Source organism: Pseudoalteromonas sp. SWN166 (genome assembly GCF_015864485.1).
Lineage (GTDB): Bacteria > Pseudomonadota > Gammaproteobacteria > Enterobacterales > Alteromonadaceae > Pseudoalteromonas.
Genome location: NZ_JADYXB010000042.1, coordinates 1 through 22,391, shown reverse-complemented (window position 1 = coordinate 22,391; position 22,391 = coordinate 1). Strand labels below are relative to the sequence as shown.

Genomic DNA, 22,391 nt, shown 5'->3' with positions numbered 1-22,391 from the left:
GTTAATAAAAGCTCAATACCAGCGATATAAATACCCCTGTTACAAATAGCTGCACTACACAAAACCCCATAATATCTTTTGCTTTTAAGCCTGCGATAGCAAGGACGGGTAATGCCCAAAAAGGTTGAATTAAATTGGTCCACGCATCGCCCCATGCAACAGCCATTGCAACGCGAGATATATCGGCACCTAGTTCTTGCGCTGCAGGTATTACAATAGGTGCTTGTACAGCCCATTGGCCACCGCCAGAGGGAGCAAACATATTAACGAGCCCTGCACTTATAAAACTAAAAAATGGCAAGCTATCGGCATCTGCTACGGCAATAAAGCCACGCGATATTTGCTGCGCTAAACCGCTATCAACCATTACCGCCATGATGCCGGCATAAAAAGGGAATTGAATAACAATGCCAGCCCCGCTTGGAATTGCTTGTTGCAGACTGTTAAGTAAATTATGGGGTGTTTGATGCAGCGTAATAGCTAAAAACAAAAATACGGCAATAACGCTATTAAGGTTTAAGTTTCCGCCAGCAATAAAAAAGTAATAACCTAAATATGCCAAACCTAATAAGCCAATTGTCATACCGAGTAGTTTACTTTGTTCTAAATGTTGGGCGGGTCTGGTTATTGTTGTGGGCTTAGGTGTTGTCTCTTGTAAAAGAGCTAGGTCGATATATACGCTTTCTTGCTCGCTTGGCAGCATATAGCGATTAACGAGCGGCATAATAATGAATAAACCAACTAATATGGCTATATTAAAGCCCGCAAATAAAGTGTGCTCTGTACTAATAATACCAATGCTGGCCTCTGAAAAGTGACTATCGGTTGCGATAGTTAAAGGAATCGAACCGGCTAATCCGCCATGCCATACAACAAAACCTGAGTAAGCGCTGGCTACTAATAATCGATAATCTACACGAGTATGTTTAGCAATTGCTTTGGCAAAAAGAGCACCAATAACTAAGCCAAATCCCCAATTTATCCAGCTCGCTAAAAGCGAAATAAGCGTTACCAATATAATTGCTTTAGGTGCTGTATTTGCGAGTGTTGCTAGTTTTTCTAATAACTTACTTATAGGTGGCGTACTTGCCAACATGTAGCCTGTAATTAACACTAGTAGCATTTGCATAGCAAAACTTAATAAGTTCCAAAATCCACCTCCCCACGCTTGTAATACTTCAATGTTGGTTGCGGTTGTAAATAAGCTCGCACTAATAAGAGTAATTATTGTAAGTAAAATTACAAATATAAAAGGGTCGGGAAGATAGCGCTCTACAATTTTAGTAAAAGGGCGGGCTATTTTATTAAGCATAAGCACAACTGTTTTGGTTATTATTTTAACGCTAATTAATCATGAAAAATCACCATTGGCAAACAGCATTTAGTCTTATATTTGTGGTTAAAAGCTTAAACATTGCTTAAAAGCATCGCTTACAGTAACGTACTGTTTATAGATAATTTACTAACGAAGACTTTGTATTATGCCGGTGATATTTAAAAGGCTAGCGTTACTTGTTCGCGCTCATATAGATCAGTTGAGTTGGCAAGCAGTGGCATTAGCTATTTTGACTCATATGCTATTAACATGGAGCTTACTATTTATAGCGAATGAGAAAGCGTTAACCTCGCTTACTACCTTTTTTTACTATTACACAGTAACAACATCAACAGTGGGATATGGTGACTTTAGTCCAACTACTGATCTTGGTCGTTGGGTGGTAGCATTAATACAAATTCCATTTGGTTTAGCTTTATTTGGTGTTTTGCTAGGAAAAGCAGGACAAACTGTTACTTACTTAATTAGGCGCGCTATGACTGGTGATAAAAACTTTGCCCACAGTAACCACCATATTATTATTTTTGGTTGGCACGACACTCGTACAAAAAAGATGATTGATTACATTTTGGCAGATACGAAACGTACTGACCGTCGTATTTTACTCGCGGTAACAGAGCAAATGGATCATCCTTTTTTAGCTAACGAAAGCGTTGATTTTGCACGTTTAACGAGTTTTACAAATTTAGCTGAACTAGAGCGGGTAGCTATTCGTAGTGCTGATAAGGTGATTATTGATGGTCAAGATGACGACCAGACATTTACGACAGCCCTGCGCATAAGTCGCTTAGTAAAAGATGATTGTCATATAAGTGCTCACTTTTTAGATGAAACTAAAGTTGAGATGATGTTAGAGCATTGCCAAAATGTAGAATGTAGTAGTGCAAAATCAGCTGAGATATTAGTACGCTCAATGCAAGATCCAGGTTCGAGCCGTGTGCAAGAGGAGCTGCTATCTACTTTGCACGGCGATACACAATTTAGCTTGAAAGTACCAAGTGGCTGCAAAGATATGGAGTTTGGTACTTTGTTTCATCATTTTAAGCTTGAGCATGATGCAATACTGTTAGGTGTTGCCCATAATTTAAGTGCGCAAAATATGGATTTAAACCCACCATTAGATTACAAAGTAAGTGAAGGCGATATTTTGCACTATATATCGGTAGATCGAGTATTAAGTAGTGAAGTAGACTGGTCGAGCCTAGAAAAATAATGAATGAAGTTGTATTTTTAATTGTTGTTTTAAGTGCTTACATATTACCTGTCGTTATTGTACTCAACAGTAAGCGTACACAGGGTCATGAAAAGAATGGCTGGCTAATGGGAATCATTATATTTTCTTGGTTAGGTTTAATGATGTACTTTACCATTGTGCCCAAGCATAGGCACAAAAAGAAAAAGGCTAAATAGAGTAGTTAGCCTTTATAGCCGTTTTAGTTGGAATAATTACTCTTCCAACTGTTTGAGTTTATGCTCAATTAGAGGGTCGTCAGGTAGAAGTTGCTGGGCGACTTCTAATAGCTGAATAGCATCATTAGGGTGCTCATCTTGGTGCTTAAGTGCCACATCTATTAATGGCTGAATATCAATTTTTGCTTGATGCTCTTGTACATACACTTCTTTTTCATCAGCTAAAATTTTATGCGCTGTACTCAATAATGCTAAACGATGGGGGGAGTCTGCATTAGCCGTATTGAGACTTTGATAATAATCTTCTTTTAAGCGTAAGGTTTTGGTTTGCAGGCGAAACTGTGCAATATCGATTTGCTGATGTTGAATGAAATCAACGGCTACTTGCTTATAAAACCCAAACTTATTCAAATATGTAGCGTGTGTGCCATGTCCCATACCAAATACTCGCAAGTGAGTTAACTGCTTATAGCGCTTGGCGTGCATTCGGTCTATACGATTAGTAGGATCGTAAATAATATAGCCTTGGGCATCTCCTAAATCTAGATCGTGATAATCTTGTTGCCAGTCAAACTGCTGAGCTATATCGGTACTAGAGCGGTCATCCCAGGGTACTAATTCTTTATTTTTAGTACTTACCGGGTGAAAGAACAGTACTTGGTTTAGCTTTAATAGTTTAGCAAAAGCGCCAACAGCAAATCCGCCACGGCTTAAGCCATAGCCTAATCGACAATTAAACGGCGTAAGTAATGTTGATAATTGCTCGAGAAAAAAGATTAAATTACGATTACGAAACCAATTACTTTTACCTAAATGCTGAAAAGCGATTACGTTTACGTTTTGTTTTTGAGCCAAGTGATAACCCCATGGTGCAAAATCAGGGTGAAGATCTTGCTCTTGCACGTTAGTGCCTGCGGGTGAAAAGGTAAAAAGCAGGGGCTTATTAACGTCAACAAAATCATACTTAACAAATACATCGCCGAGTAAATCACTACCCGTCATGGGTAATCGAGTTTGTTGCTCATTGCGCGGGAGAGTTAACCATTCATCTAACCAATACAGTAATTTCATTAATCCTCCAGCTATAAGTCAGCATAGATCATATCAAACTCAATGAAATTAGGTCAAACCGAGAGGGTGTTACTGCGCCATTTTGATTATTTCATCCCAGTCATTTTTAGTAACAGGCATTATTGATAGTCGTCCGCCTTTTTTAAGTGCGATTTCAGTAATGTTATTATTGGCTTTAATATCTTTAAGGCTAATTAATTTTTTTAAATGGCTTTGATAAGTAACTTCAACAACAACCCAGCGTGGTTTGTCGCTGGTGGCTTTTGCATCGTAATAGTCGCTACTTAAATCAAATTGAGTGGGGTCTGGGTAGGCTTCTTTTGTAACCTCGGCAATACCCGCTACACCTACGTGTTTACAGCTTGAATGGTAAATCATCACTGAATCACCGACCTTAACGCCATCACGCATGAAGTTTCGCGCTTGGTAATTACGCACGCCTTCCCAAAGAGTCGTTTGTTTTGGTGCGTTTTTTAAATCATCTAATGAAAACGCATCGGGTTCAGTTTTAAAAAGCCAGTAAGCCATAACAGTACTCCTAACAAAGATTTACATAGTTGTAGTCTATAGTATCATTAACTTATCTGGGGATTGAGGAAGAAATAATGAGCCAAGTATTAGATGATTTGTTGTCGCTATTATCACTTGAAGAAATTGAGAAAGGTTTGTACCGAGGGCAAAGCCAAGACTTAGGCTTTGGTGCTGTATTTGGCGGTCAGGTTATGGGGCAGGCACTTTCTGCCGCTAAAGAAACGCTACCCGAAGGGCGTATAGTTCACTCATTGCATTCTTACTTTTTACGCCCAGGCGATCCTGCTAAACCTATAGTTTATGATGTAGAAACTATTCGTGATGGGAAGAGCTTTAGTACTCGCCGAGTAAAAGCGATTCAGTACGGTAAACCGATTTTTTATATGACCGCATCATTTCAGGGTGAGGAAAATGGCTTATCGCATCAAGCAACAATGCCTGATGTACCCGCACCTGAAGATCTGCGTTCATCGCTTGAGTTTTATCAAGAAAATGCTGAGCATATTCCAGAGGTGATCCGTAATAAGTTTACGCGTGAAATGCCGATTGAAATGCGACCGGTTACTTTTCATAACCCGTTTAAACCAGAGGTTATTGAACCGGTAAAACATATTTGGTTTAAAGCTAATGGTGAGATGCCTGACGATCAACGCATTCATAATTATTTACTTGCTTATGCGTCTGACTTTGAGTTTTTACCAACTGCATTGCAGCCTCATGGTGTATCGTTTATGCAGCCAAATATGCAAGTAGCAACCATAGACCACGCAATGTGGTTTCATCGCCCGTTTAGAATGGATGATTGGATTTTGTATTCAATTGATAGTCCAAGTGCGAGCAATGGTTGTGGCTTGGTACGCGGGCAGTTTTTTGATCGCCAAGGCAACTTAGTTGCCTCAACAATGCAAGAAGGGGTTATGCGTCAGCGCTAACCACCTTCTATGGATTGAGTACTAGTTACACTGATCTTGTACTATATCGCTGATTGACTGCCAGACGCGTGCTGGCAGTAATGTTTTAAGGTGTGCATAGGTTTCACAAAGTTGTGTACTACCTACTAAGCCTTTATCACCTTCTGTTATTAATGATTCACCACGTAAGTTTTCAATAAAACTAACAAGTACTTTTTTGTCAAAAAACTCGGGTGTTTTAATACCATGCAGTGTGCCTAAACGTTGCGCTAACACTTGGCTTTCTCGCTCTAGCTCAGCTTTTTCAATGCCATCACTTGTTTGAATAAAACCAATCACAATAGCGTATCGTTGCAGAGTAAAGCTAAGTGCTCGCCCAAGCATTTCTAGCTTAGCTAAGCAGTCATTACCGTTTGTTATATGAATATTGTCACCATCAAACTCAATTAAGTTTTGATCTGCAAAGTTCGCTAAAATACGTGTTATGTAGTTTTCATCAAGAGGCTGCAAGTACCACTCTTTGGCAAATAACGGATAAAACGTTTTTACAAGTTGCTGGCATTGCTCAATGGTCGTGCTGTGTTGCTTAAATAAGTGCAACGCAATTAAGCTTGGTACTGCAAACAAGTGCAAAATATTGTTTCGGTAGTAATTAAACAATACTTTTTCTTTATCGCTAATCGTAATGATTTCGCCAAACTCATCACTTATTACCTCAAACTTATTAAGCTTTAATGCATGCGTTAGTAATTGCTCTGGCGTTTCGTCTGGGGCTGTTACTTTATCGCTGTAGCTAGCGTCGCGTTGTAAACGCAGGTAAAAATCAAGTTGTGCTAATAGCTTTGGTTTGCTCAATGCTTGTTTATCGTTAACCAGCAATATCATCGCTAGTAAGTTAACCGCATTAAGCGCTGCCGCATTATTAATTTTAACCATCACTTGGTCGGCAAGTTTAGTTACTTGTGGTGCTAACCATTGTGGCTTTTGTACATCAGTTGGGTGTATTGAGTCTCGCCAATCTGGTTGGTTATCGTTTAAATATTGGTTTATAGAGATTGGGTCACCAAAGTTTAAATTACCACGGCCGTAGTTTTTAAGGTTTTTGATTGCCTTAAAAATTCCAAAAATAGATTCGCCTTTTTTATCTTTACCATCTAGTTCTTTAAGATAAGTATTAATTTCCATTACATGCTCATAGCCAATATACACAGGAACAATAGATATAGGTCTGTCTATTCCGCGCAGCATGGCTTGTAAGGTCATTGAGAGCATGCCGGTTTTAGGCGGTAGCAAACGCCCAGTACGGCTTCGTCCACCTTCCGTATAAAATTTAACAGAGTAGCCTTTGATAAATAGCTGGCTTAAATACTCTTTAAATATGGCTGAGTAAAGCTTATTGCCGGCAAACGAGCGACGAATAAAAAATGCGCCTGAGCGTCTAAATATACCGCCAGCAGGGAAAAAGTTAAGATTTACACCCGCAGCAATATGCGGTGGCACTAAACCTAAATGATAAATAGAGTAGGTAAGCAGTAAGTAGTCCATGTGGCTACGATGACAAGGCATATAAATAATTTCATGGCCTTTATCGGTTAGCTCATGAATTTGTTCAGCATGTTTAATGTCTATACCGTTATAAAGCTTATTCCACAACCAGGTTAAAAACCTTTCAGCTACACGTATCATCGCCTCAGAGTAATTAGCCGCTATTTCATCAAGTAGCTTAAGTGCATTTTGGCGCGCTTCGGCTTGACTGATATTTTTAGCTTTAGCTTCATCTTGAATTGCTTTTTTTATTGTAGGTGATGCTAATAATGAATTAAATAATTGCTCGCGAGAGGGCATTTTAGGGCCCGTAGCTGCAAGTTTTTGACGCTTAAAATGTACACGTGCAACACGTAACAACTTATGTGGTAATTCACTTACGTCTGCTTTCTCATTCACTAACAGCGATAAGTCGAGAGGCTGACTAAAGCGAATAAAGTTATCGCGACCTGAAAACAACACGACAAAAATCTTTCTAAACCAGCTAGGAGTTAGGGAGTGCGTGATTAAAGTGCGCAATCCTGGCTTTTCTTTGCCTGGGTCGCGTCCCCATAAAATAGTTACCGGAACAACTTGTACATTTTGCTGTCCGCTTTGTATGAGGTACTCAATAATTTGCTTACCTTGAGCTAAAGCATTGGTTGGCTTAGCTTCATCACCAAACAGTGGCGGCGGGTTTTTAATGCCAATAAAGCGGTCTAAATTTTGGTTGCCTAATACTTGCTCTTCGGTTGGACTAGGTAGGCCATTTTTTTTACAAGCATGTGCAAGGGCGGCTAAATCAAATCGCGAATTTAGGCGCACTATATAAAATGTAGGATACTCAGGGTTTAGATCATACTGTTTAATAGGATTTTCTGGCAGCACTTTGCTTTTCACAAATAAGCGGCTAAATCCAGCAGACATAACATTTAAACAATAATTAAAAATACGCATCGACTCACCATATTGAGAGTATTATACCAATCCGCAATAATACTTAATCATTTTGCGGGGCTAAACGTGTCGCTACCTGCGTTAAAAAATTCTCATTTAGAACAACTAAATAGCGAGTTTTTTGCCTAGCTATCAACACGTTTTTCCAGCCTCAAAATAGCTCACTTTATTAAGCGAATTGATATTAAAGGCAAAATTAGCGCAGTAGGATACCATAATATCTAAAAATCACTTAGTTTGCGTAATTAAGGTGTTAACTTGTTTATTGACTAGCAAGTAGGGCTATTAGTTCAAGTATAGCGAGTAAGCATTTATGGACGCTTATTTAATCAAATTTACAGCCATTGTATTGTTTCTAAATAGTTGTTGCATTTATCACCAATACCTCTATAATACGCAGGCTTTCAAAATTCCTCTGGGAATTAGAAAGGATAAATTAAGCTTGGATTTCAAGCTAATAAACAGGAGTTCCGATTTGGAACTCAACGTAGATATAATCAAACAGCCGGCATCTTAAGTTTTAAGATTGTTTCGGTCGTTTTTTTATGCTCTTTTATATGCTCTTTATATTGAGGTTAAGAATGTCAAATCAACGCATTCGTATTCGCCTAAAAGCTTTTGACCACCGTTTGATTGACCAATCAACGGCAGAAATCGTGGAAACTGCGAAACGCACTGGCGCACAAGTACGTGGACCAATTCCACTACCTACACGCTTTGAACGTTTTACTGTACTAACTTCACCGCACGTTAATAAAGATGCGCGTGATCAGTACGAGATCCGCACCCATAAACGTCTGATTGACATCGTAGAACCAACTGACAAGACTGTAGACGCGCTTATGCGTTTAGATCTTGCTGCTGGTGTTGATGTTCAAATCAGCCTGGGTTAATCGAAAGATTAGAGAGGTTTTAGGAAAATGGCATTAGGTCTAGTCGGTCGTAAAGTGGGTATGACACGAATCTTCACTGAAGATGGTGTATCTATCCCTGTGACAGTTATTGAAGCGACACCTAACCGCATTGCTCAGATCAAATCTGACGCAACAGACGGTTATAACGCGCTTCAAGTAACCGCAGGCACTAAAAAAGCAAGTCGTGTAAACAAAGCTAAAGCGGGTCATTTCGCTAAAGCTGGTGTTGAAGCGGGTCGCGGTCTGTGGGAATTCCGCCTTAACGGTGGTGAAGGCGATTTTGAAGTAGGCGCTGAGCTTACTGTTGAATTATTCAACGAAATCAACAAGGTTGACGTAACCGGTACTTCTAAAGGTAAAGGTTTCCAAGGTGGTGTTAAGCGCTGGAATTTCAGCATGCAAGACGCTACACATGGTAACTCTCTATCTCACCGTGCTCCTGGTTCAATCGGTCAAAACCAATCACCTGGTAAGGTGTTTAAAGGTAAGAAAATGGCCGGTCATATGGGTGCTGAGCGTGTAACGACTCAAAACTTAGAACTAGTTCGCGTTGACGCTGAGCGTAATTTGCTTTTAGTTAAGGGTGCAGTACCTGGAGCTATTGGCGGTGACGTTATCGTTAAACCAGCTGTTAAAGCATAAGTCCTGGAGATTTAGTGATGGAATTAGCAATTAAAGACGCTTCTGGCGGTCTTGAAGTTTCTGAAGCTACTTTTGGACGTGAGTTTAACGAAGCATTAGTACATCAAGTAGTTGTTGCATACGCAGCAGGCGCTCGTCAAGGTACTCGTGCTCAGAAGACACGTTCTGAAGTAAGCGGTGGTGGTAAAAAACCATGGGCTCAAAAAGGTACTGGCCGTGCACGTGCCGGTACAATCCGTAGCCCAATTTGGCGTTCAGGTGGCGTTAGCTTTGCAGCTAAACCACAAGACCACAGCCAAAAAGTAAACCGTAAAATGTACCGTGGTGCGATTAAAAGCATCTTATCTGAATTAGTTCGTCAAGAGCGTTTAATCGTTGTTGAAAGTTTTGCTCTAGCAGCACCAAAAACTAAAGAACTAGTTGCTAAGCTTAAAGAACTTGAGCTTAAAGATGTTCTTATCGTGACTGAAGAAGTAGATGAAAATCTTTTCTTATCGGCACGTAACCTTTATAAGGTTGACACGCGTGATGTAGCTGGTATCGATCCTGTAAGCTTAATTGCTTTCGATAAGGTACTTATTACAGCCGCTGCTGTTAAGCAACTTGAGGAGGCGCTAGCATGATTCGCGAAGAACGTCTTTTAAAAGTGATCCTTGCTCCACATATCTCTGAAAAAAGCACAATTGCTGCTGAAGAAAACAATACTATTGTTTTCAAAGTAGTAAATGACGCAACTAAAGCTGAAATTAAAGTAGCAGTTGAGAAGCTTTTTGAAGTAGAAGTAACTGGTGTTCGCACACTTAACGTTAAGGGTAAAACAAAACGTACTGGCGCACGTTTCGGTCGTCGTAGCGACTGGAAGAAAGCTTACGTTACTCTTAAAGAAGGCAGCGAGCTAGACTTTGTCGGCGGCGCCGAGTAATAAGGGGATAGAATTATGGCACTTCAAAAGTGTAAGCCTACTTCTGCGGGCCGTCGTCACCTAGTTAAAGTGGTTAACTCTGATCTACATAAGGGTAAGCCATACGCACCACTTTTAGAGAAAAACTCTAAATCAGGTGGTCGTAATAACAATGGTCGTATTACGGTTCGTCATATCGGTGGTGGTCATAAACAACACTACCGTTTAATCGATTTTAAACGTACTAAAGATGGCATTCCAGCTACTGTTGAACGTTTAGAATACGATCCAAATCGTAGCGCAAACATCGCTCTTGTATTATATGCAGACGGTGAGCGTCGTTACATTATCGCACCTAAAGGCTTAAAAGCTGGCGATGCAATCCAGTCTGGTGTTGATGCACCAATCAAACCTGGTAATGCATTACCAATGCGTAATATGCCTGTAGGTTCGACTGTTCACAACGTAGAATTAAAACCAGGTAAAGGTGCTCAAATAGCACGTTCTGCTGGTGCATACGTTCAAATCCTTGCTCGTGATGGTCAATATGTAACATTACGTCTTCGTTCAGGCGAAGTTCGTAAAGTTGAATCTGATTGTCGTGCGACTCTAGGTGAAGTAGGCAATGCTGAGCATATGCTTCGTTCACTTGGTAAAGCAGGTGCAAATCGCTGGCGTGGTATTCGTCCGACAGTTCGTGGTGTTGCCATGAACCCGGTAGATCACCCACACGGTGGTGGTGAAGGTCGTACATCTGGTGGTCGTCATCCTGTGTCTCCATGGGGTAAACCGACTAAAGGTGCGAAGACGCGTAAGAACAAGCGTACGGATAAATTTATAGTACGTCGTCGTACTAAGTAATATTGAGGAATAGCCATGCCACGCTCTCTCAAGAAGGGTCCTTTTATAGACCTACACTTGCTGAAGAAGGTAGAGAAAGCTTTGGAAAGCGGTGAGAAAAAGCCAATTAAAACTTGGAGCCGTCGTTCAATGATCATACCTAACATGATCGGATTGACCATTGCTGTCCATAATGGTCGCCAGCACGTACCAGTTTTCGTTTCTGACGAAATGATCGGTCACAAACTAGGTGAATTTGCACCAACTCGCACTTACCGTGGCCATGCTGCGGATAAGAAAGCGAAGAAACGATAAGAGGGGAAGATAAATGCAAGCATTAGCTAAACATAAATTCGCCTCTGGTTCGGCGCAAAAAGCACGTCTAGTTGCAGATCAGATCCGCGGGTTACCTGTAGATCGCGCACTAGAAATCCTGGCGTACAGCCCTAAGAAAGCCGCTGTATTAGTTAAGAAAGTACTTGAGTCTGCTATTGCTAACGCAGAGCATAACGAAGGTGCTGACATTGATGAGCTTCGTATAACAACGATCTTTGTGGACGATGGTCCTACAATGAAACGTATTATGCCTCGTGCTAAAGGACGCGCAGACCGCATCCTTAAGCGTACAAGCCATATCACTGTTATGGTTTCAGATAGCTAGGAGTATAAGTAATGGGACAAAAAGTTCATCCTACTGGTATTCGCCTAGGTATATCTAAACCTTGGGTTTCTACCTGGTACGCGAGTTCAAAAGATTTCTCTGCACAGCTTTTTGGCGATCACAAAGTTCGTACATTCCTTACAAAGGAATTGAAAACGGCTTCTGTGTCTAAAATCGTTATTGAGCGTCCAGCAAAATCAATCCGAGTAACAATCCACACGGCTCGTCCGGGTGTTGTTATCGGTAAAAAAGGCGAAGACGTAGAAAAATTACGTCAAGCGGTAACTAAAATCGCTGGTGTACCTGCTCAGATTAATATCTCTGAAGTACGTAAACCAGAACTAGATGCACAACTAGTAGCAGACGGCATTGCCTCTCAACTAGAACGTCGTGTTATGTTCCGTCGCGCTATGAAGCGTTCGGTACAAAATGCAATGCGCATCGGTTCTAAAGGGATTAAAGTTGAAGTTAGCGGTCGTCTTGGCGGCGCTGAAATCGCACGTTCAGAATGGTATCGTGAAGGTCGTGTACCTCTACATACTCTTCGTGCTGATATCGATTACGCAACTTCTGAAGCCTTAACCACTTATGGTATCATTGGTGTTAAAGTTTGGATCTTCAAAGGCGAAGTTATTGGTGGTTTACCACTAGTACAAGAGCAAGAGAAGCCAGCTAAACGCGCACCAAAGAAAGCCAAGAAAAGTGCTAAGTAGAGGTAGCGACTAATGTTACAGCCAAAACGTACAAAATTCCGTAAAATGCACAAAGGCCGCAACCGCGGTTTAGCGCAAAACGGTAACAAAGTAAGCTTCGGTACTTTCGGATTGAAAGCAACTGGCCGTGGCCGTATGACTGCTCGTCAAATCGAAGCAGCTCGTCGTGCTATGACGCGTCACGTGAAACGTCAAGGTAAAATCTGGATTCGTGTCTTCCCTGACAAACCGATTACAGAAAAACCTCTTGAAGTTCGTATGGGTAAAGGTAAAGGTTCTGTTGAATATTGGGTTGCTGAAATTCAGCCTGGTAAAGTACTTTACGAAATGGAAGGTGTTTCAGAAGAGCTTGCTCGTGAAGCATTCGACCTTGCTGCTCGTAAATTGCCATTCAAAACAACTTTCGTAACTCGGACGGTAATGTGATGAAAGCTAGCGAACTAAAAGACAAAAGCGTAGAAGAGCTTAATGCTGAACTTCTAGGACTACTTCGTGAGCAATTTAATATGCGCATGCAAGCTAGCACTGGTCAGTTAGCTCAGACACACACGCTAAGAACAGTACGCCGCGATATCGCGCGTGTAAAAACAGTTATTAACCAGAAGGCAGGTCAATAATGAGCGATAAAATTCGTACTCTTCAAGGCCGTGTAATCAGCGACAAGATGGAAAAATCTTTCACTATCGCTATCGCACGTTACGTGAAGCACCCAATCTATGGGAAATTCATTAAACGTACGACTAAGTTACACGTACATGACGAAAATAACACAGCAAAAGCGGGTGACGTAGTTACTATCCGTGAATGCGCACCAATTTCTAAGAATAAATCTTGGACTTTAGTAGACGTTATTTCTAGTCCAAAACAAGCTTAATTTTTTAATTAAGTTAGTTTTGTAAAAAAGCCCCGGCATTAGCTGGGGCTTTTTGTATTTAAAGCTGCTGTAAATTGCGTACAAAGTTGAGCGTACTTACTTGAATTCAGCCCTTTCACCTGAAAATATGAAAGGTATTTAGGGAGTGGCTGGAGTTTCGTGTAGCAGTTATGTTTTGTTAGTAGGGTTGGCTGCTGGAGCAGAAAAATAAGATAATAAGGCTTCATATTTCAGTTACTTTAACGCATGCATTTAGTTGTCTAATTAGTGGTGTTACTTTTCTTTTACTGTCTTCTAGCCAAAAAATTCACTTACCTTATTTGATTGTAATGATACAGTTTCAAAGTATCGAAAAATAGATATCCAAATACCGCTTTGATTATAAGTTTATCCGGTTTTTTTATGCCTGAAACTTCAATTTATCGCCTTAAATTAATATTCTGGTATGATTAGCAAATATGCGCTTTTGAATGAATTTTTGAGGTAGTAATGACGCGTAGTTTTGAATTTCATTTAACTGATGAAGTAGCCACGGTCTCAATGGGTAACCGTGTTGCTGATATTATCGAGCAAGGTGCGGTGATTTATTTGCATGGTGATTTGGGTGCGGGTAAGACAACGTTTACACGAGGTGTGGTACATGGTTTTGGCCATACAGGTAAGGTTAAAAGTCCAACATATACACTTGTAGAACCTTATGAACTCGAACGCGCAAATGTTTATCACTTTGATTTGTACCGCTTAGGTGATCCTGAAGAACTTGAATACATGGGAATACGTGATTATTTTTCACCAGATGCAATTTGTGTTGTTGAATGGCCAGAAAAGGGTGGCGAATTTATTCCTGTGCCTGATTTAGATATTACTCTAAGCTATGTGGGTAACGAGCGTAAAATTGTTATTAATAGTGCTAGTGAGCGCGGTGTAGCAATTGTCGAAAAACTAAATAACAAATAATAATATAGTTAAGGCAGTAATTATCAAATGAGCCGAGGTGTAGTTAAACTCTTTATTTACCTTATGGTTATTACCATAAGCTTGCCGCTGTGGGCTAAAAATACAATCAATAGTGCACGTGTTTGGCCATCCCCAGATAGTACGCGTGTAGTATTTGATTTAAATGATAAACCCGACTTTAGCTATTTTATGCTTAAAAACCCTAGCCGTTTGGTGATTGATTTAGAAAATACCAGCGAGTTAAAAATACTACCTGGTGTGCCACCAAAACATCAAATAGTAAGTAAATTACGTTACTCAAAACCTAAAAATAAACAAAGCGTACGTTTAGTGTTTGAGTTAAGTACACCAGTAAAGCCCGTTGTATTTGCTTTAGCGCCTACAGGCCCTTATAAAAATAGACTTGTTGTTGATTTATACAATAAAAGCCAAGCTGCTGTAGTTGTCTCTCCAGCTCAAACTGCAGCCAAAAACCGCCAACTAAGCCAAGAACGCGATATTGTTATTGCAATTGATGCGGGCCATGGCGGTGAAGATCCCGGTTCAATTGGGCCCTCTGGTACGTACGAAAAAACGGTAACACTGCAAATTGCAAAACGTTTAGAGCGTATGATTGATGGTGAACGCGGAATGATTTCGCGTATGGTACGAAGCGGTGACTATTTTGTAAAATTAAATACCCGTACTAATCGAGCTCGTGAGAAAAAGGCTGACTTTTTTGTTTCTATTCACGCGGATGCATTTACAAGCCCTGGGCCAAATGGTGCTTCTGTTTGGGTTTTGTCATTAAGGCGAGCTAATTCAGAAATAGGTAAATGGATAGAAGATAAGGAAAAGCATTCTGAGCTTTTAGGTGGTGCTGCCGACGTAATGAAAGATGCCGCTAACGAAAAATACTTAGCACAGGCGCTGCTTGATATGTCGATGGACCACTCTATGAAAACCGGCTTAAATGTAGCCGACGAAGTGGTTAAAGAGCTACGTAAAGTGGCTAAGCTCCATAAAAAAGATCCGCAACATGCGAGTCTCGCTGTACTTAAATCACCAGATATTCCGTCTATTTTAGTAGAAACAGGGTTTATATCTAACCCGCGTGAGGAAAAGCTACTTAAAAGCGCTAATCATCAAGAGCGTTTGGCTAAAGCTATATTTACTTCAATTAAAAATTATTATTTAAAAAATCCACCCGATGATTCTTTATTTGCAAAATTAAAATCGCAATACCCAACAAAACATAAAGTCCGCCCGGGTGAGTCTTTAAGTATGTTGGCGAGTCGCTATGGCATTACGGTCACTAAATTAAAACAAGTTAATAAGCTTAGCTCTAATACTTTATTTATTGGGCAAGAGCTCGATATACCGCAAAGCTAAATCATCACTAAAATATATCTGTTAGGAAATTAATGAATATTGAAATATTACCCGCGCGTTTAGCTAACCAAATTGCCGCAGGCGAAGTGGTAGAGCGTCCTGCGTCGGTAGTAAAAGAGTTGGTCGAAAACAGTTTAGATGCTGGTGCTACACGTATTCAAATAGATATAGAGCGTGGTGGTCATAAGCTTATTCGTATTCGCGACAACGGCTCAGGGATAAGTAAAGATGAGCTAACGCTTGCACTTTCTCGCCATGCTACCAGTAAATTAAAGTCGCTTGATGATCTCGAAAATATTTGTTCACTTGGTTTTAGAGGCGAAGCGCTTGCGTCAATTAGCTCTGTATCGCGTTTAACGCTGAGCTCAAAACCAAAAGATCAAGAAGCTGCTTGGCAAGCATTTGCAGAAGGTCGCGATATGGCCGTGCAAGTAAAACCAGTAGCGCACCCTGATGGCACAACCATTGAAGTAAAAGATTTATTTTTTAACACCCCAGCTCGTCGTAAATTCTTGCGTACCGAAAAAACTGAATTTAGCCATATTGATGAGTTGATAAAGCGTATTGCGCTTAGTCGCTTTGATGTCTCTATTACACTAACTCACAACGAAAAAGTAGTAAGGCAGTATCGTGCGAAGACAGATCCCTCTCAGGCTATTACACGTGTAGCGCAAGTTGCAGGTAAGGCTTTTGCTGAGCAAGGTTTGCATATTCAATCAGGAGAGGGTGGCTTACAGCTGCATGGTTGGGTGCTACCTGTAGGTTCAGCTAATACTACTCAGTATACTTATGTGAATAATCGTATGATGCGCGATAAGCTTATTTTGCATGCTATACGCCAGGCATTTGAAGAAGTAAGCGGAACACAAGAATTACCCGGTTTTGTCATTTATATTGATATAGACCCACGACAGGTTGATGTAAATGTGCACCCTGCTAAGCATGAAGTGCGCTTTCATCAAGGGCGCTTAATTCATGATTTTATATTGCAAGCCATTAAGCAGGTAGTAGTACCACTGCAAGGCGAATTTAGTAACGAACCTGTGAACACCGAAACTGAGTCCGTGCCAGCGTTCATGGGAACAACGCATAGCACTGCTAATAATATTCAGAGCGAAGCCGTGTTTGATTATCCTAAATCACAATTACAGCCCTCTTATTCTGGAAGTGCTGGTAGCTCATCATCAGGCGCTAGAACGGGCGGAGGTAATGGGGGATATCGGGCTACACCAAATACGAGTCACCATGATGTAAATGCTTTCTATCAAGGTGTCAGTGAGCAACACGCTGCGCATTTTGACAATGTAACAAATTTACCAACAACACAAAACGAGGTAGAGTCTGCTAGGAATGTTTTACAGGCTGTTTCTATTATTAGTGTTAGTGAAGGTATGTGTGTATTTAGTGAAGAGCAGCAATTGTATTGCTCACATTTTAAATATGCATTAGTTGATGACTGGCATAATCAAATTAAAGAGTTTGGCAGTTTAGAAGGGAAAGCTCTTTTGTTACCTGTACGAGTAAATCTAGAAAAAGAAGATTGCTTGCTTATAGAGGCCCAACAATCGTGGTTTACCTTACTTGGTTTTGAACTGGTAATAGAAAAACAGTTTGTAATGGTTAAAAAATTACCAACGTGTTTATATTTACTTGATGTAAGTGCAGCGGTAGGTGAGCTACTTAATGCATGTAAAGCACAGCTTGCAAATATAGAAAATTGGTTAGAGTGGCAAATGAACTGTGTCCCGACCCGGTTTTATTTAAGCAATGTGTTTTTAGCGCAACAAATGCGCTTACAAAATAATCCGCAAACTATTGAACGCTTGCGCGCAAAAGCAGTTAAAATAGAGCTAAATCACTATTTAATGCAATTAGATTAAGGTATCAGTGTTGAGTAATTTACCAGTCATATTTTTAATGGGTCCAACTGCTGCGGGTAAAACAGCATTGGCAATCTCACTGTGCGAGCATTTAAATACAGAAATAATCAGCGTTGATTCAGCGTTAGTGTATAAAGATATGAACATTGGTACTGCAAAACCCGATGCCGAAGAACTAGCTAAAGCTCCACATCATCTGATTGACTTACTTGACCCGAGTGAAACATATTCAGTGGCTGATTTTAGGCGCGATGCAGTACAAAAAATTGACGAATTTCATAGACAAGGTAAAGTGCCTGTATTGGTTGGAGGTACAATGTTGTACTTCAAATCTTTAATTGAAGGTTTATCACCATTACCTGAAGCAGATACAGCGATAAGAGCAGAAATAGAAGCGCAAGCTGAAGAATTTGGCTGGCCTCATTTATATAAAGAATTAGCTAAAGTTGACCCAAAAGCAGCCGAAAAAATAAGTGAAAATGATTCACAAAGAATTAATCGAGCTTTAGAGGTTTATAAGTTAACTGGTAAGACCATGACTGAGTTGCAAAAGCAAAAACAGCCGGCTTTACCTTATACTTTTCATCAATTTGCGATTGCACCGCAAGAACGCAGCGAATTACACCGCCGAATTGAAGAAAGGTTTAAAATAATGATTGATCAGGGGTTTGAAAATGAAGTTTCGACCCTATATCTACGTAAGGATTTACACCCCAATATGCCTTCTATTCGTTGTGTTGGTTATAGACAAATGTGGGATTACCTTGCGGGTGAAACAAACCATGATGAAATGGTTTTTCGTGGCATCGCAGCAACACGTCAATTGGCAAAACGTCAGTTAACGTGGCTTCGTAGTTGGCCTGATGTTACTTGGTTAACAACGGGTGACGAAGAAAACTTGCATCGTGTAGTAAGTTCGCTAAGCTAGTAGTAGTTGAATATTATTTAGTTTAATTAAATAAGTTCAGCCACTTAATTATAATAACACCTAGAACGAAGGAATAATAACATGGCAAAAGGCCAATCGTTACAAGACCCATTTTTGAATGCACTACGTCGTGAGCGCATTCCAGTATCAATCTTTTTGGTAAATGGCATAAAATTACAAGGCAAAATTCAGTCATTTGACCAATTTGTTATTTTACTAGAGAACACAGTAAATCAAATGGTTTATAAGCATGCAATTTCAACAGTTGTCCCTGCTCGCGCAGTTAACTTCCAAGCAGTTCAAGGGAGTGAAGACACTGAAGAGGCAGAAGCTGGAAACTTTTAATTAGGAGCATAATGTTTGTTTGACCGCTATGAATCCGGCGAACATGCAATTTTAGTTCATATCGACTTGCCTAAGGAAGGAGATCGTGAAGATCTTCATGAATTAGAAATGTTGGTATCTTCTGCTGGTGTTAGTAGTTTGGCGGTTGTGCAAGGCAGCCGTCAAGCACCACATCCGAAACTATTCGTCGGTACCGGTAAAGCAGAAGAAATAGCTGAGATTGTTAAAATCCACAATGCAGATGTCGTAATTTTTAATCATCAACTCAGACCATCACAAGAGCGTAATTTAGAGCGTGTTTGTCAGTGTCGCGTGCTTGATAGAACGACACTAATTCTTGATATTTTTGCCCAACGTGCACGCACCCATGAGGGTAAGCTGCAAGTTGAACTGGCACAACTTCGCCATATGTCGACTCGATTAATTCGAGGCTGGACCCATCTGGAACGCCAAAAAGGCGGGATTGGTTTACGTGGACCTGGTGAAACCCAACTTGAAACGGACAGACGATTACTTCGTGCTCGTATTCAAAATATCCGTGCGCGTTTAGCTAAAGTAGCGGTGCAGCGCGAACAAGGTAGGCGAGCTCGTACACGTAACGAAATCCCTACGGTATCGTTAGTTGGCTATACCAATGCGGGTAAATCTACATTATTTAATCGAATTACAAACTCAGATGTATACGCAGCCGATCAGTTGTTTGCAACGCTTGACCCTACTTTACGTAAGCTTGAGTTAGGTGATGTTGGTCCTGTTATTTTGGCTGATACAGTGGGCTTTATTCGTCATTTACCGCATGACTTAGTTGCTGCTTTTAAAGCTACACTAACAGAAACCCGTGAAGCTGATTTACAGTTGCATGTAATTGATGCAGCAGACTCTCGTCTTCAAGAAAATATTGAACAAGTACAATCGGTGCTTAAAGAAATTGAAGCCGATGAAGTACCACAGTTATTAATTTATAATAAAATTGATGCGCTGGATAATGTAAGCCCACGTATTGATCGCGATGACGAAGGCCAACCTATAAGAGTATGGCTTAGTGCTCAGACTGGTGAAGGGTGTGAACTACTTAGTGAGGCTATTAGTGAGCTACTTGCTAAGAAGATGTTTAACGAAACATTATTTCTTACGCCATTATATGGTCGCTTAAGAGCTGCATTGTTTAGTTTAAATGCAGTACATGAAGAGCGATTTGATGAGCAAGGTAATTGGCTGTTAGATGTTAGAATGCCAATGGTTGAGTGGAATCGTTTAATTAAAGAATTTGGTCCTGAAATTGCTGGTTTTATCTACCAAGATTAAAAATTGACGTTTTAATGTCGGTTTTTGTATGAGAAACGCGGTAGATTTGTTAGATTTAACACAATTTCCTAATTTATTTAGATAACAATGGAGTATAGCTATGGCCTGGAATGAACCGGGTAATAATGGCAATGACAAAGATCCGTGGAATAATAAAGGCGGACGTGATCAAGGCCCACCTGATTTAGACGAGGTGTTCCGCAAGTTTAGTAACAAGTTCGGCGGCTTATTTGGCGGGAAAAAATCCGGCAATGGTAGCGGCGGTGGACTTGGCGGAGCCGGTATTTCATTCATACTTATTATCGCCATTATTGTATGGGCGTTAAGTGGTATTTATACGGTTAAAGAAGCCGAGCGTGGTGTGGTTCTTCAATTTGGTAAATATGACCGAATTGCTGATCCTGGTCTGCGTTGGAAAATGACATTCATTGAAACGGTAATCCCAGTAGATATTGAAGCAGTTCGTTCATTATCGGCTTCTGGTTTTATGCTTACTGAAGACGAAAACGTAGTAAGCGTTGAGTTTCAGGTGCAGTACCGCGTTATTGACCCATACCTTTATCAATTTAGCGTAACTAACGCTGATAGTAGCTTAGAAGAAGCGCTTGATAGTGCATTACGCTATGTTGTGGGCCATGCAAAAATGGACCAAGTATTAACTAACGGCCGTGAGGTTGTTCGTCAAAATACATGGGATGAGCTTAATAAGATCATCGAACCATATAACTTAGGCTTAATTGTGACTGACGTGAACTTTAAAGATTCTCGTCCGCCAACTGAAGTTAAAGATGCATTTGATGATGCGATTGCTGCACAAGAAGATGAAGAACGTTTCATCCGTGAAGCAGAAGCATATGCTCGTGAAATTGAACCGCGTGCTCGTGGTCAAGTAACGCGTATGACTCAAGAAGCTGAAGGTTACCAAGAACGTATTACATTAGAAGCGCAAGGTGAGGTAGCTCGCTTTGAAAAGCTATTACCTGAATATCAAGCAGCTAAAGAAGTTACTCGTGAGCGCTTATACATCGATGCAATGGAAGAAGTGTTAGGTAGCAGCTCTAAAGTACTGGTTGATGTGAAAGGCGGTAATAACATGATTTATTTACCACTTGATAAGATCATGGATAAGCAAGGGACAGCAACACGCGTTGCACTTCCAAGTTCAAGTGATATTCAAGATTTACGTAATAAGGTAAATACGTCACGCAATAGCTCTGTTAACAGTGGTAATGACCGCTTTAACAACGACCGCTTTAATGATGGGAGATAATCATAATGAAAAACTTTAGTTTAGTAATACTATTAGCTGCCATTGTTATGTCTTTCTCGTCGGTATTTGTTGTACCTGAAGGGCAAAAAGCAATTGTAATGTTATTCAGTAAAGTACAAAAAGATAGCGACGATAAAGCGATTGTATATGGTCCAGGCCTGCAATTTAAGGTGCCATTTTTTAGCCAAGTGCGTCGCATTGATGCACGTATTCAAACGCTAGATGGCGCACCAGACCGCTTTGTTACTAGTGAGAAAAAAGACTTAATAGTTGATTCGTTTGTAAAATGGCGCGTTAACGACTTTAGTGCTTTTTACTTACGTGCCCGTGGTGATAAGCAATATGCTGAAACGCTACTTAAGCAAAAAGTAAACAATGGTCTTCGTACAAACTTTGGTACACGTACAATTCGCGAAATTGTATCAGGTGAGCGTAGCGAGTTAATGGAAGAAGCGTTAGTACAAGCTTCTGAAAGCGCGCGTGAGCTAGGAATTGAAGTGTTAGACGTACGTGTTAAGCAAATTAACCTACCACAAGAAGTAAGTAGCTCTATTTACCAACGTATGCGCGCTGAGCGTACTGCTGTTGCAAAAGAGCATCGTTCTGAAGGTCAGGAAAAAGCCGAGACTATTCGTGCGGGTGTTGACCGTCGTGTAACAGTAATGCTTGCCGATGCAGAGCGTAATGCGCGTTCTGTACGTGGTCAAGGTGATGCTGATGCCGCAGGTATTTATGCCAATGCGTATAACAAGGACCCTGAGTTCTTTAGTTTTGTACGTTCGCTTGAAGCTTACAAAAAGACTTTTAAAAATAAGCAAGACGTTATGGTGCTTTCACCAGATAGCGACTTCTTCCAATATATGAAAGGTGCTAAAGCTCAATAAGCTTCACCTTAATTATTTAAAAGTTAAAAAGCCTCGCATTTGCGGTAACACCATTCAGTTAAGCATGTTTTGACTTAATGGTGTACCGAGTTTTTGAAATTCGAACGGTCCTACTTTTGGGCCGTTTTCTTTTTTCTGGAAGAATATAACGTTTCACTCGCTCTCG

26 protein-coding genes are annotated in these 22,391 nt (G+C 40.5%); 22 read left to right on the top strand and 4 right to left on the bottom strand.

Annotated elements, in window-relative coordinates:
* Position 1 precedes the first annotated feature (1 nt).
* Positions 2-1,312 (bottom strand): short-chain fatty acid transporter, encoded by a 1,311-nt coding sequence (locus I6F49_RS17730; RefSeq protein WP_197181501.1) that lies wholly within the window; start codon positions 1,310-1,312, stop codon positions 2-4.
* Positions 1,313-1,481: 169 nt separating this feature from the next.
* On the opposite strand from I6F49_RS17730, the gene I6F49_RS17725 reads away from it, so the two are divergent.
* Complete coding sequence (locus tag I6F49_RS17725; protein WP_007587041.1) at positions 1,482-2,549, top strand: potassium channel family protein; 1,068 nt, start codon at positions 1,482-1,484, stop codon at positions 2,547-2,549.
* Entirely contained in the window at positions 2,549-2,746 is a 198-nt protein-coding gene (locus I6F49_RS17720; RefSeq protein ID WP_007587044.1) for a PLDc N-terminal domain-containing protein, read from the top strand. Before I6F49_RS17725 ends, I6F49_RS17720 begins: the two co-directional genes overlap by 1 nt.
* A 36-nt stretch (positions 2,747-2,782) precedes the next feature.
* Here the strand turns inward: I6F49_RS17720 and I6F49_RS17715 are convergent, their stop codons facing one another.
* Complete coding sequence (locus tag I6F49_RS17715) at positions 2,783-3,817, bottom strand: hypothetical protein (RefSeq protein ID WP_007587047.1); 1,035 nt, start codon at positions 3,815-3,817, stop codon at positions 2,783-2,785.
* A gap of 69 nt (positions 3,818-3,886) precedes the next feature.
* A complete protein-coding gene (locus tag I6F49_RS17710) occupies positions 3,887-4,345 on the bottom strand; it encodes an EVE domain-containing protein (protein WP_024592465.1) in 459 nt (152 codons plus the stop codon).
* 77 nt (positions 4,346-4,422) lie between these two features.
* Here I6F49_RS17710 and tesB point away from each other — a divergent pair, with 77 nt between their 5' ends.
* On the top strand, positions 4,423-5,280 hold the full coding sequence (gene tesB / locus I6F49_RS17705) for an acyl-CoA thioesterase II (protein ID WP_197181500.1): 858 nt from the start codon (positions 4,423-4,425) through the stop codon (positions 5,278-5,280).
* 21 nt (positions 5,281-5,301) lie between these two features.
* Here tesB and plsB read toward each other — a convergent pair whose 3' ends face one another.
* Positions 5,302-7,740, bottom strand: coding sequence for a glycerol-3-phosphate 1-O-acyltransferase PlsB (gene plsB / locus I6F49_RS17700; RefSeq protein WP_197181499.1), 2,439 nt, complete (start codon positions 7,738-7,740; stop codon positions 5,302-5,304).
* A 581-nt stretch (positions 7,741-8,321) separates the two neighbouring features.
* Here plsB and rpsJ point away from each other — a divergent pair.
* From rpsJ to hflC, 19 genes are all read left to right on the top strand, one after another.
* Complete coding sequence (gene rpsJ, locus I6F49_RS17695) at positions 8,322-8,633, top strand: 30S ribosomal protein S10 (protein ID WP_002957900.1); 312 nt, start codon at positions 8,322-8,324, stop codon at positions 8,631-8,633.
* Between the two features lie 27 nt (positions 8,634-8,660).
* Positions 8,661-9,296, top strand: coding sequence for a 50S ribosomal protein L3 (gene rplC, locus I6F49_RS17690; RefSeq protein ID WP_002957898.1), 636 nt, complete (start codon positions 8,661-8,663; stop codon positions 9,294-9,296).
* A 17-nt stretch (positions 9,297-9,313) separates the two neighbouring features.
* A complete protein-coding gene (rplD, locus tag I6F49_RS17685) occupies positions 9,314-9,919 on the top strand; it encodes a 50S ribosomal protein L4 (RefSeq protein ID WP_002957897.1) in 606 nt (201 codons plus the stop codon).
* Positions 9,916-10,218: a 50S ribosomal protein L23 gene (rplW, locus tag I6F49_RS17680; protein ID WP_002957896.1), complete on the top strand. Its 303-nt coding sequence runs from the start codon at positions 9,916-9,918 to the stop codon at positions 10,216-10,218. Before rplD ends, rplW begins: the two co-directional genes overlap by 4 nt.
* 15 nt (positions 10,219-10,233) lie before the next feature.
* Positions 10,234-11,058, top strand: coding sequence for a 50S ribosomal protein L2 (gene rplB, locus I6F49_RS17675; RefSeq protein WP_002957895.1), 825 nt, complete (start codon positions 10,234-10,236; stop codon positions 11,056-11,058).
* Positions 11,059-11,073: 15 nt separating this feature from the next.
* Positions 11,074-11,352 (top strand): 30S ribosomal protein S19, encoded by a 279-nt coding sequence (gene rpsS, locus I6F49_RS17670; RefSeq protein ID WP_004588689.1) that lies wholly within the window; start codon positions 11,074-11,076, stop codon positions 11,350-11,352.
* A gap of 13 nt (positions 11,353-11,365) precedes the next feature.
* Positions 11,366-11,698: a 50S ribosomal protein L22 gene (gene rplV, locus I6F49_RS17665; protein WP_002957892.1), complete on the top strand. Its 333-nt coding sequence runs from the start codon at positions 11,366-11,368 to the stop codon at positions 11,696-11,698.
* Between the two features lie 11 nt (positions 11,699-11,709).
* Positions 11,710-12,411: a 30S ribosomal protein S3 gene (rpsC, locus tag I6F49_RS17660; RefSeq protein WP_002957891.1), complete on the top strand. Its 702-nt coding sequence runs from the start codon at positions 11,710-11,712 to the stop codon at positions 12,409-12,411.
* Positions 12,412-12,423: 12 nt separating this feature from the next.
* Positions 12,424-12,837 carry a 50S ribosomal protein L16 gene (gene rplP, locus I6F49_RS17655; protein ID WP_002957890.1) on the top strand — a complete coding sequence of 138 codons (414 nt, stop codon included), beginning with the start codon at positions 12,424-12,426 and terminating at the stop codon, positions 12,835-12,837.
* Entirely contained in the window at positions 12,837-13,028 is a 192-nt protein-coding gene (gene rpmC / locus I6F49_RS17650) for a 50S ribosomal protein L29 (protein ID WP_002957889.1), read from the top strand. The genes rplP and rpmC overlap by 1 nt, the downstream gene beginning before the upstream one ends.
* Positions 13,028-13,285 (top strand): 30S ribosomal protein S17, encoded by a 258-nt coding sequence (rpsQ, locus tag I6F49_RS17645; RefSeq protein WP_002957888.1) that lies wholly within the window; start codon positions 13,028-13,030, stop codon positions 13,283-13,285. The genes rpmC and rpsQ overlap by 1 nt, the downstream gene beginning before the upstream one ends.
* 489 nt (positions 13,286-13,774) lie before the next feature.
* Positions 13,775-14,242 carry a tRNA (adenosine(37)-N6)-threonylcarbamoyltransferase complex ATPase subunit type 1 TsaE gene (gene tsaE / locus I6F49_RS17640; protein ID WP_197181498.1) on the top strand — a complete coding sequence of 156 codons (468 nt, stop codon included), beginning with the start codon at positions 13,775-13,777 and terminating at the stop codon, positions 14,240-14,242.
* A gap of 27 nt (positions 14,243-14,269) precedes the next feature.
* Positions 14,270-15,613: an N-acetylmuramoyl-L-alanine amidase gene (locus tag I6F49_RS17635; RefSeq protein ID WP_197181497.1), complete on the top strand. Its 1,344-nt coding sequence runs from the start codon at positions 14,270-14,272 to the stop codon at positions 15,611-15,613.
* Positions 15,614-15,645: 32 nt separating this feature from the next.
* The gene (mutL, locus tag I6F49_RS17630) at positions 15,646-17,493 is read left to right on the top strand and encodes a DNA mismatch repair endonuclease MutL (RefSeq protein WP_197181496.1); all 1,848 of its coding nucleotides are present in this window, start codon (positions 15,646-15,648) and stop codon (positions 17,491-17,493) included.
* Positions 17,494-17,503: 10 nt separating this feature from the next.
* Positions 17,504-18,421 carry a tRNA (adenosine(37)-N6)-dimethylallyltransferase MiaA gene (gene miaA / locus I6F49_RS17625; RefSeq protein ID WP_197181495.1) on the top strand — a complete coding sequence of 306 codons (918 nt, stop codon included), beginning with the start codon at positions 17,504-17,506 and terminating at the stop codon, positions 18,419-18,421.
* An 81-nt stretch (positions 18,422-18,502) separates the two neighbouring features.
* The gene (gene hfq / locus I6F49_RS17620; protein ID WP_024597268.1) at positions 18,503-18,766 is read left to right on the top strand and encodes an RNA chaperone Hfq; all 264 of its coding nucleotides are present in this window, start codon (positions 18,503-18,505) and stop codon (positions 18,764-18,766) included.
* Positions 18,767-18,781: 15 nt separating this feature from the next.
* Positions 18,782-20,071: a ribosome rescue GTPase HflX gene (gene hflX, locus I6F49_RS17615; RefSeq protein WP_197181494.1), complete on the top strand. Its 1,290-nt coding sequence runs from the start codon at positions 18,782-18,784 to the stop codon at positions 20,069-20,071.
* A 100-nt stretch (positions 20,072-20,171) separates the two neighbouring features.
* Positions 20,172-21,341 carry an FtsH protease activity modulator HflK gene (gene hflK, locus I6F49_RS17610; protein WP_197181493.1) on the top strand — a complete coding sequence of 390 codons (1,170 nt, stop codon included), beginning with the start codon at positions 20,172-20,174 and terminating at the stop codon, positions 21,339-21,341.
* A gap of 5 nt (positions 21,342-21,346) precedes the next feature.
* Entirely contained in the window at positions 21,347-22,225 is an 879-nt protein-coding gene (gene hflC, locus I6F49_RS17605) for a protease modulator HflC (RefSeq protein ID WP_197181492.1), read from the top strand.
* The last annotated feature ends 166 nt before the right edge of the window (positions 22,226-22,391 follow it).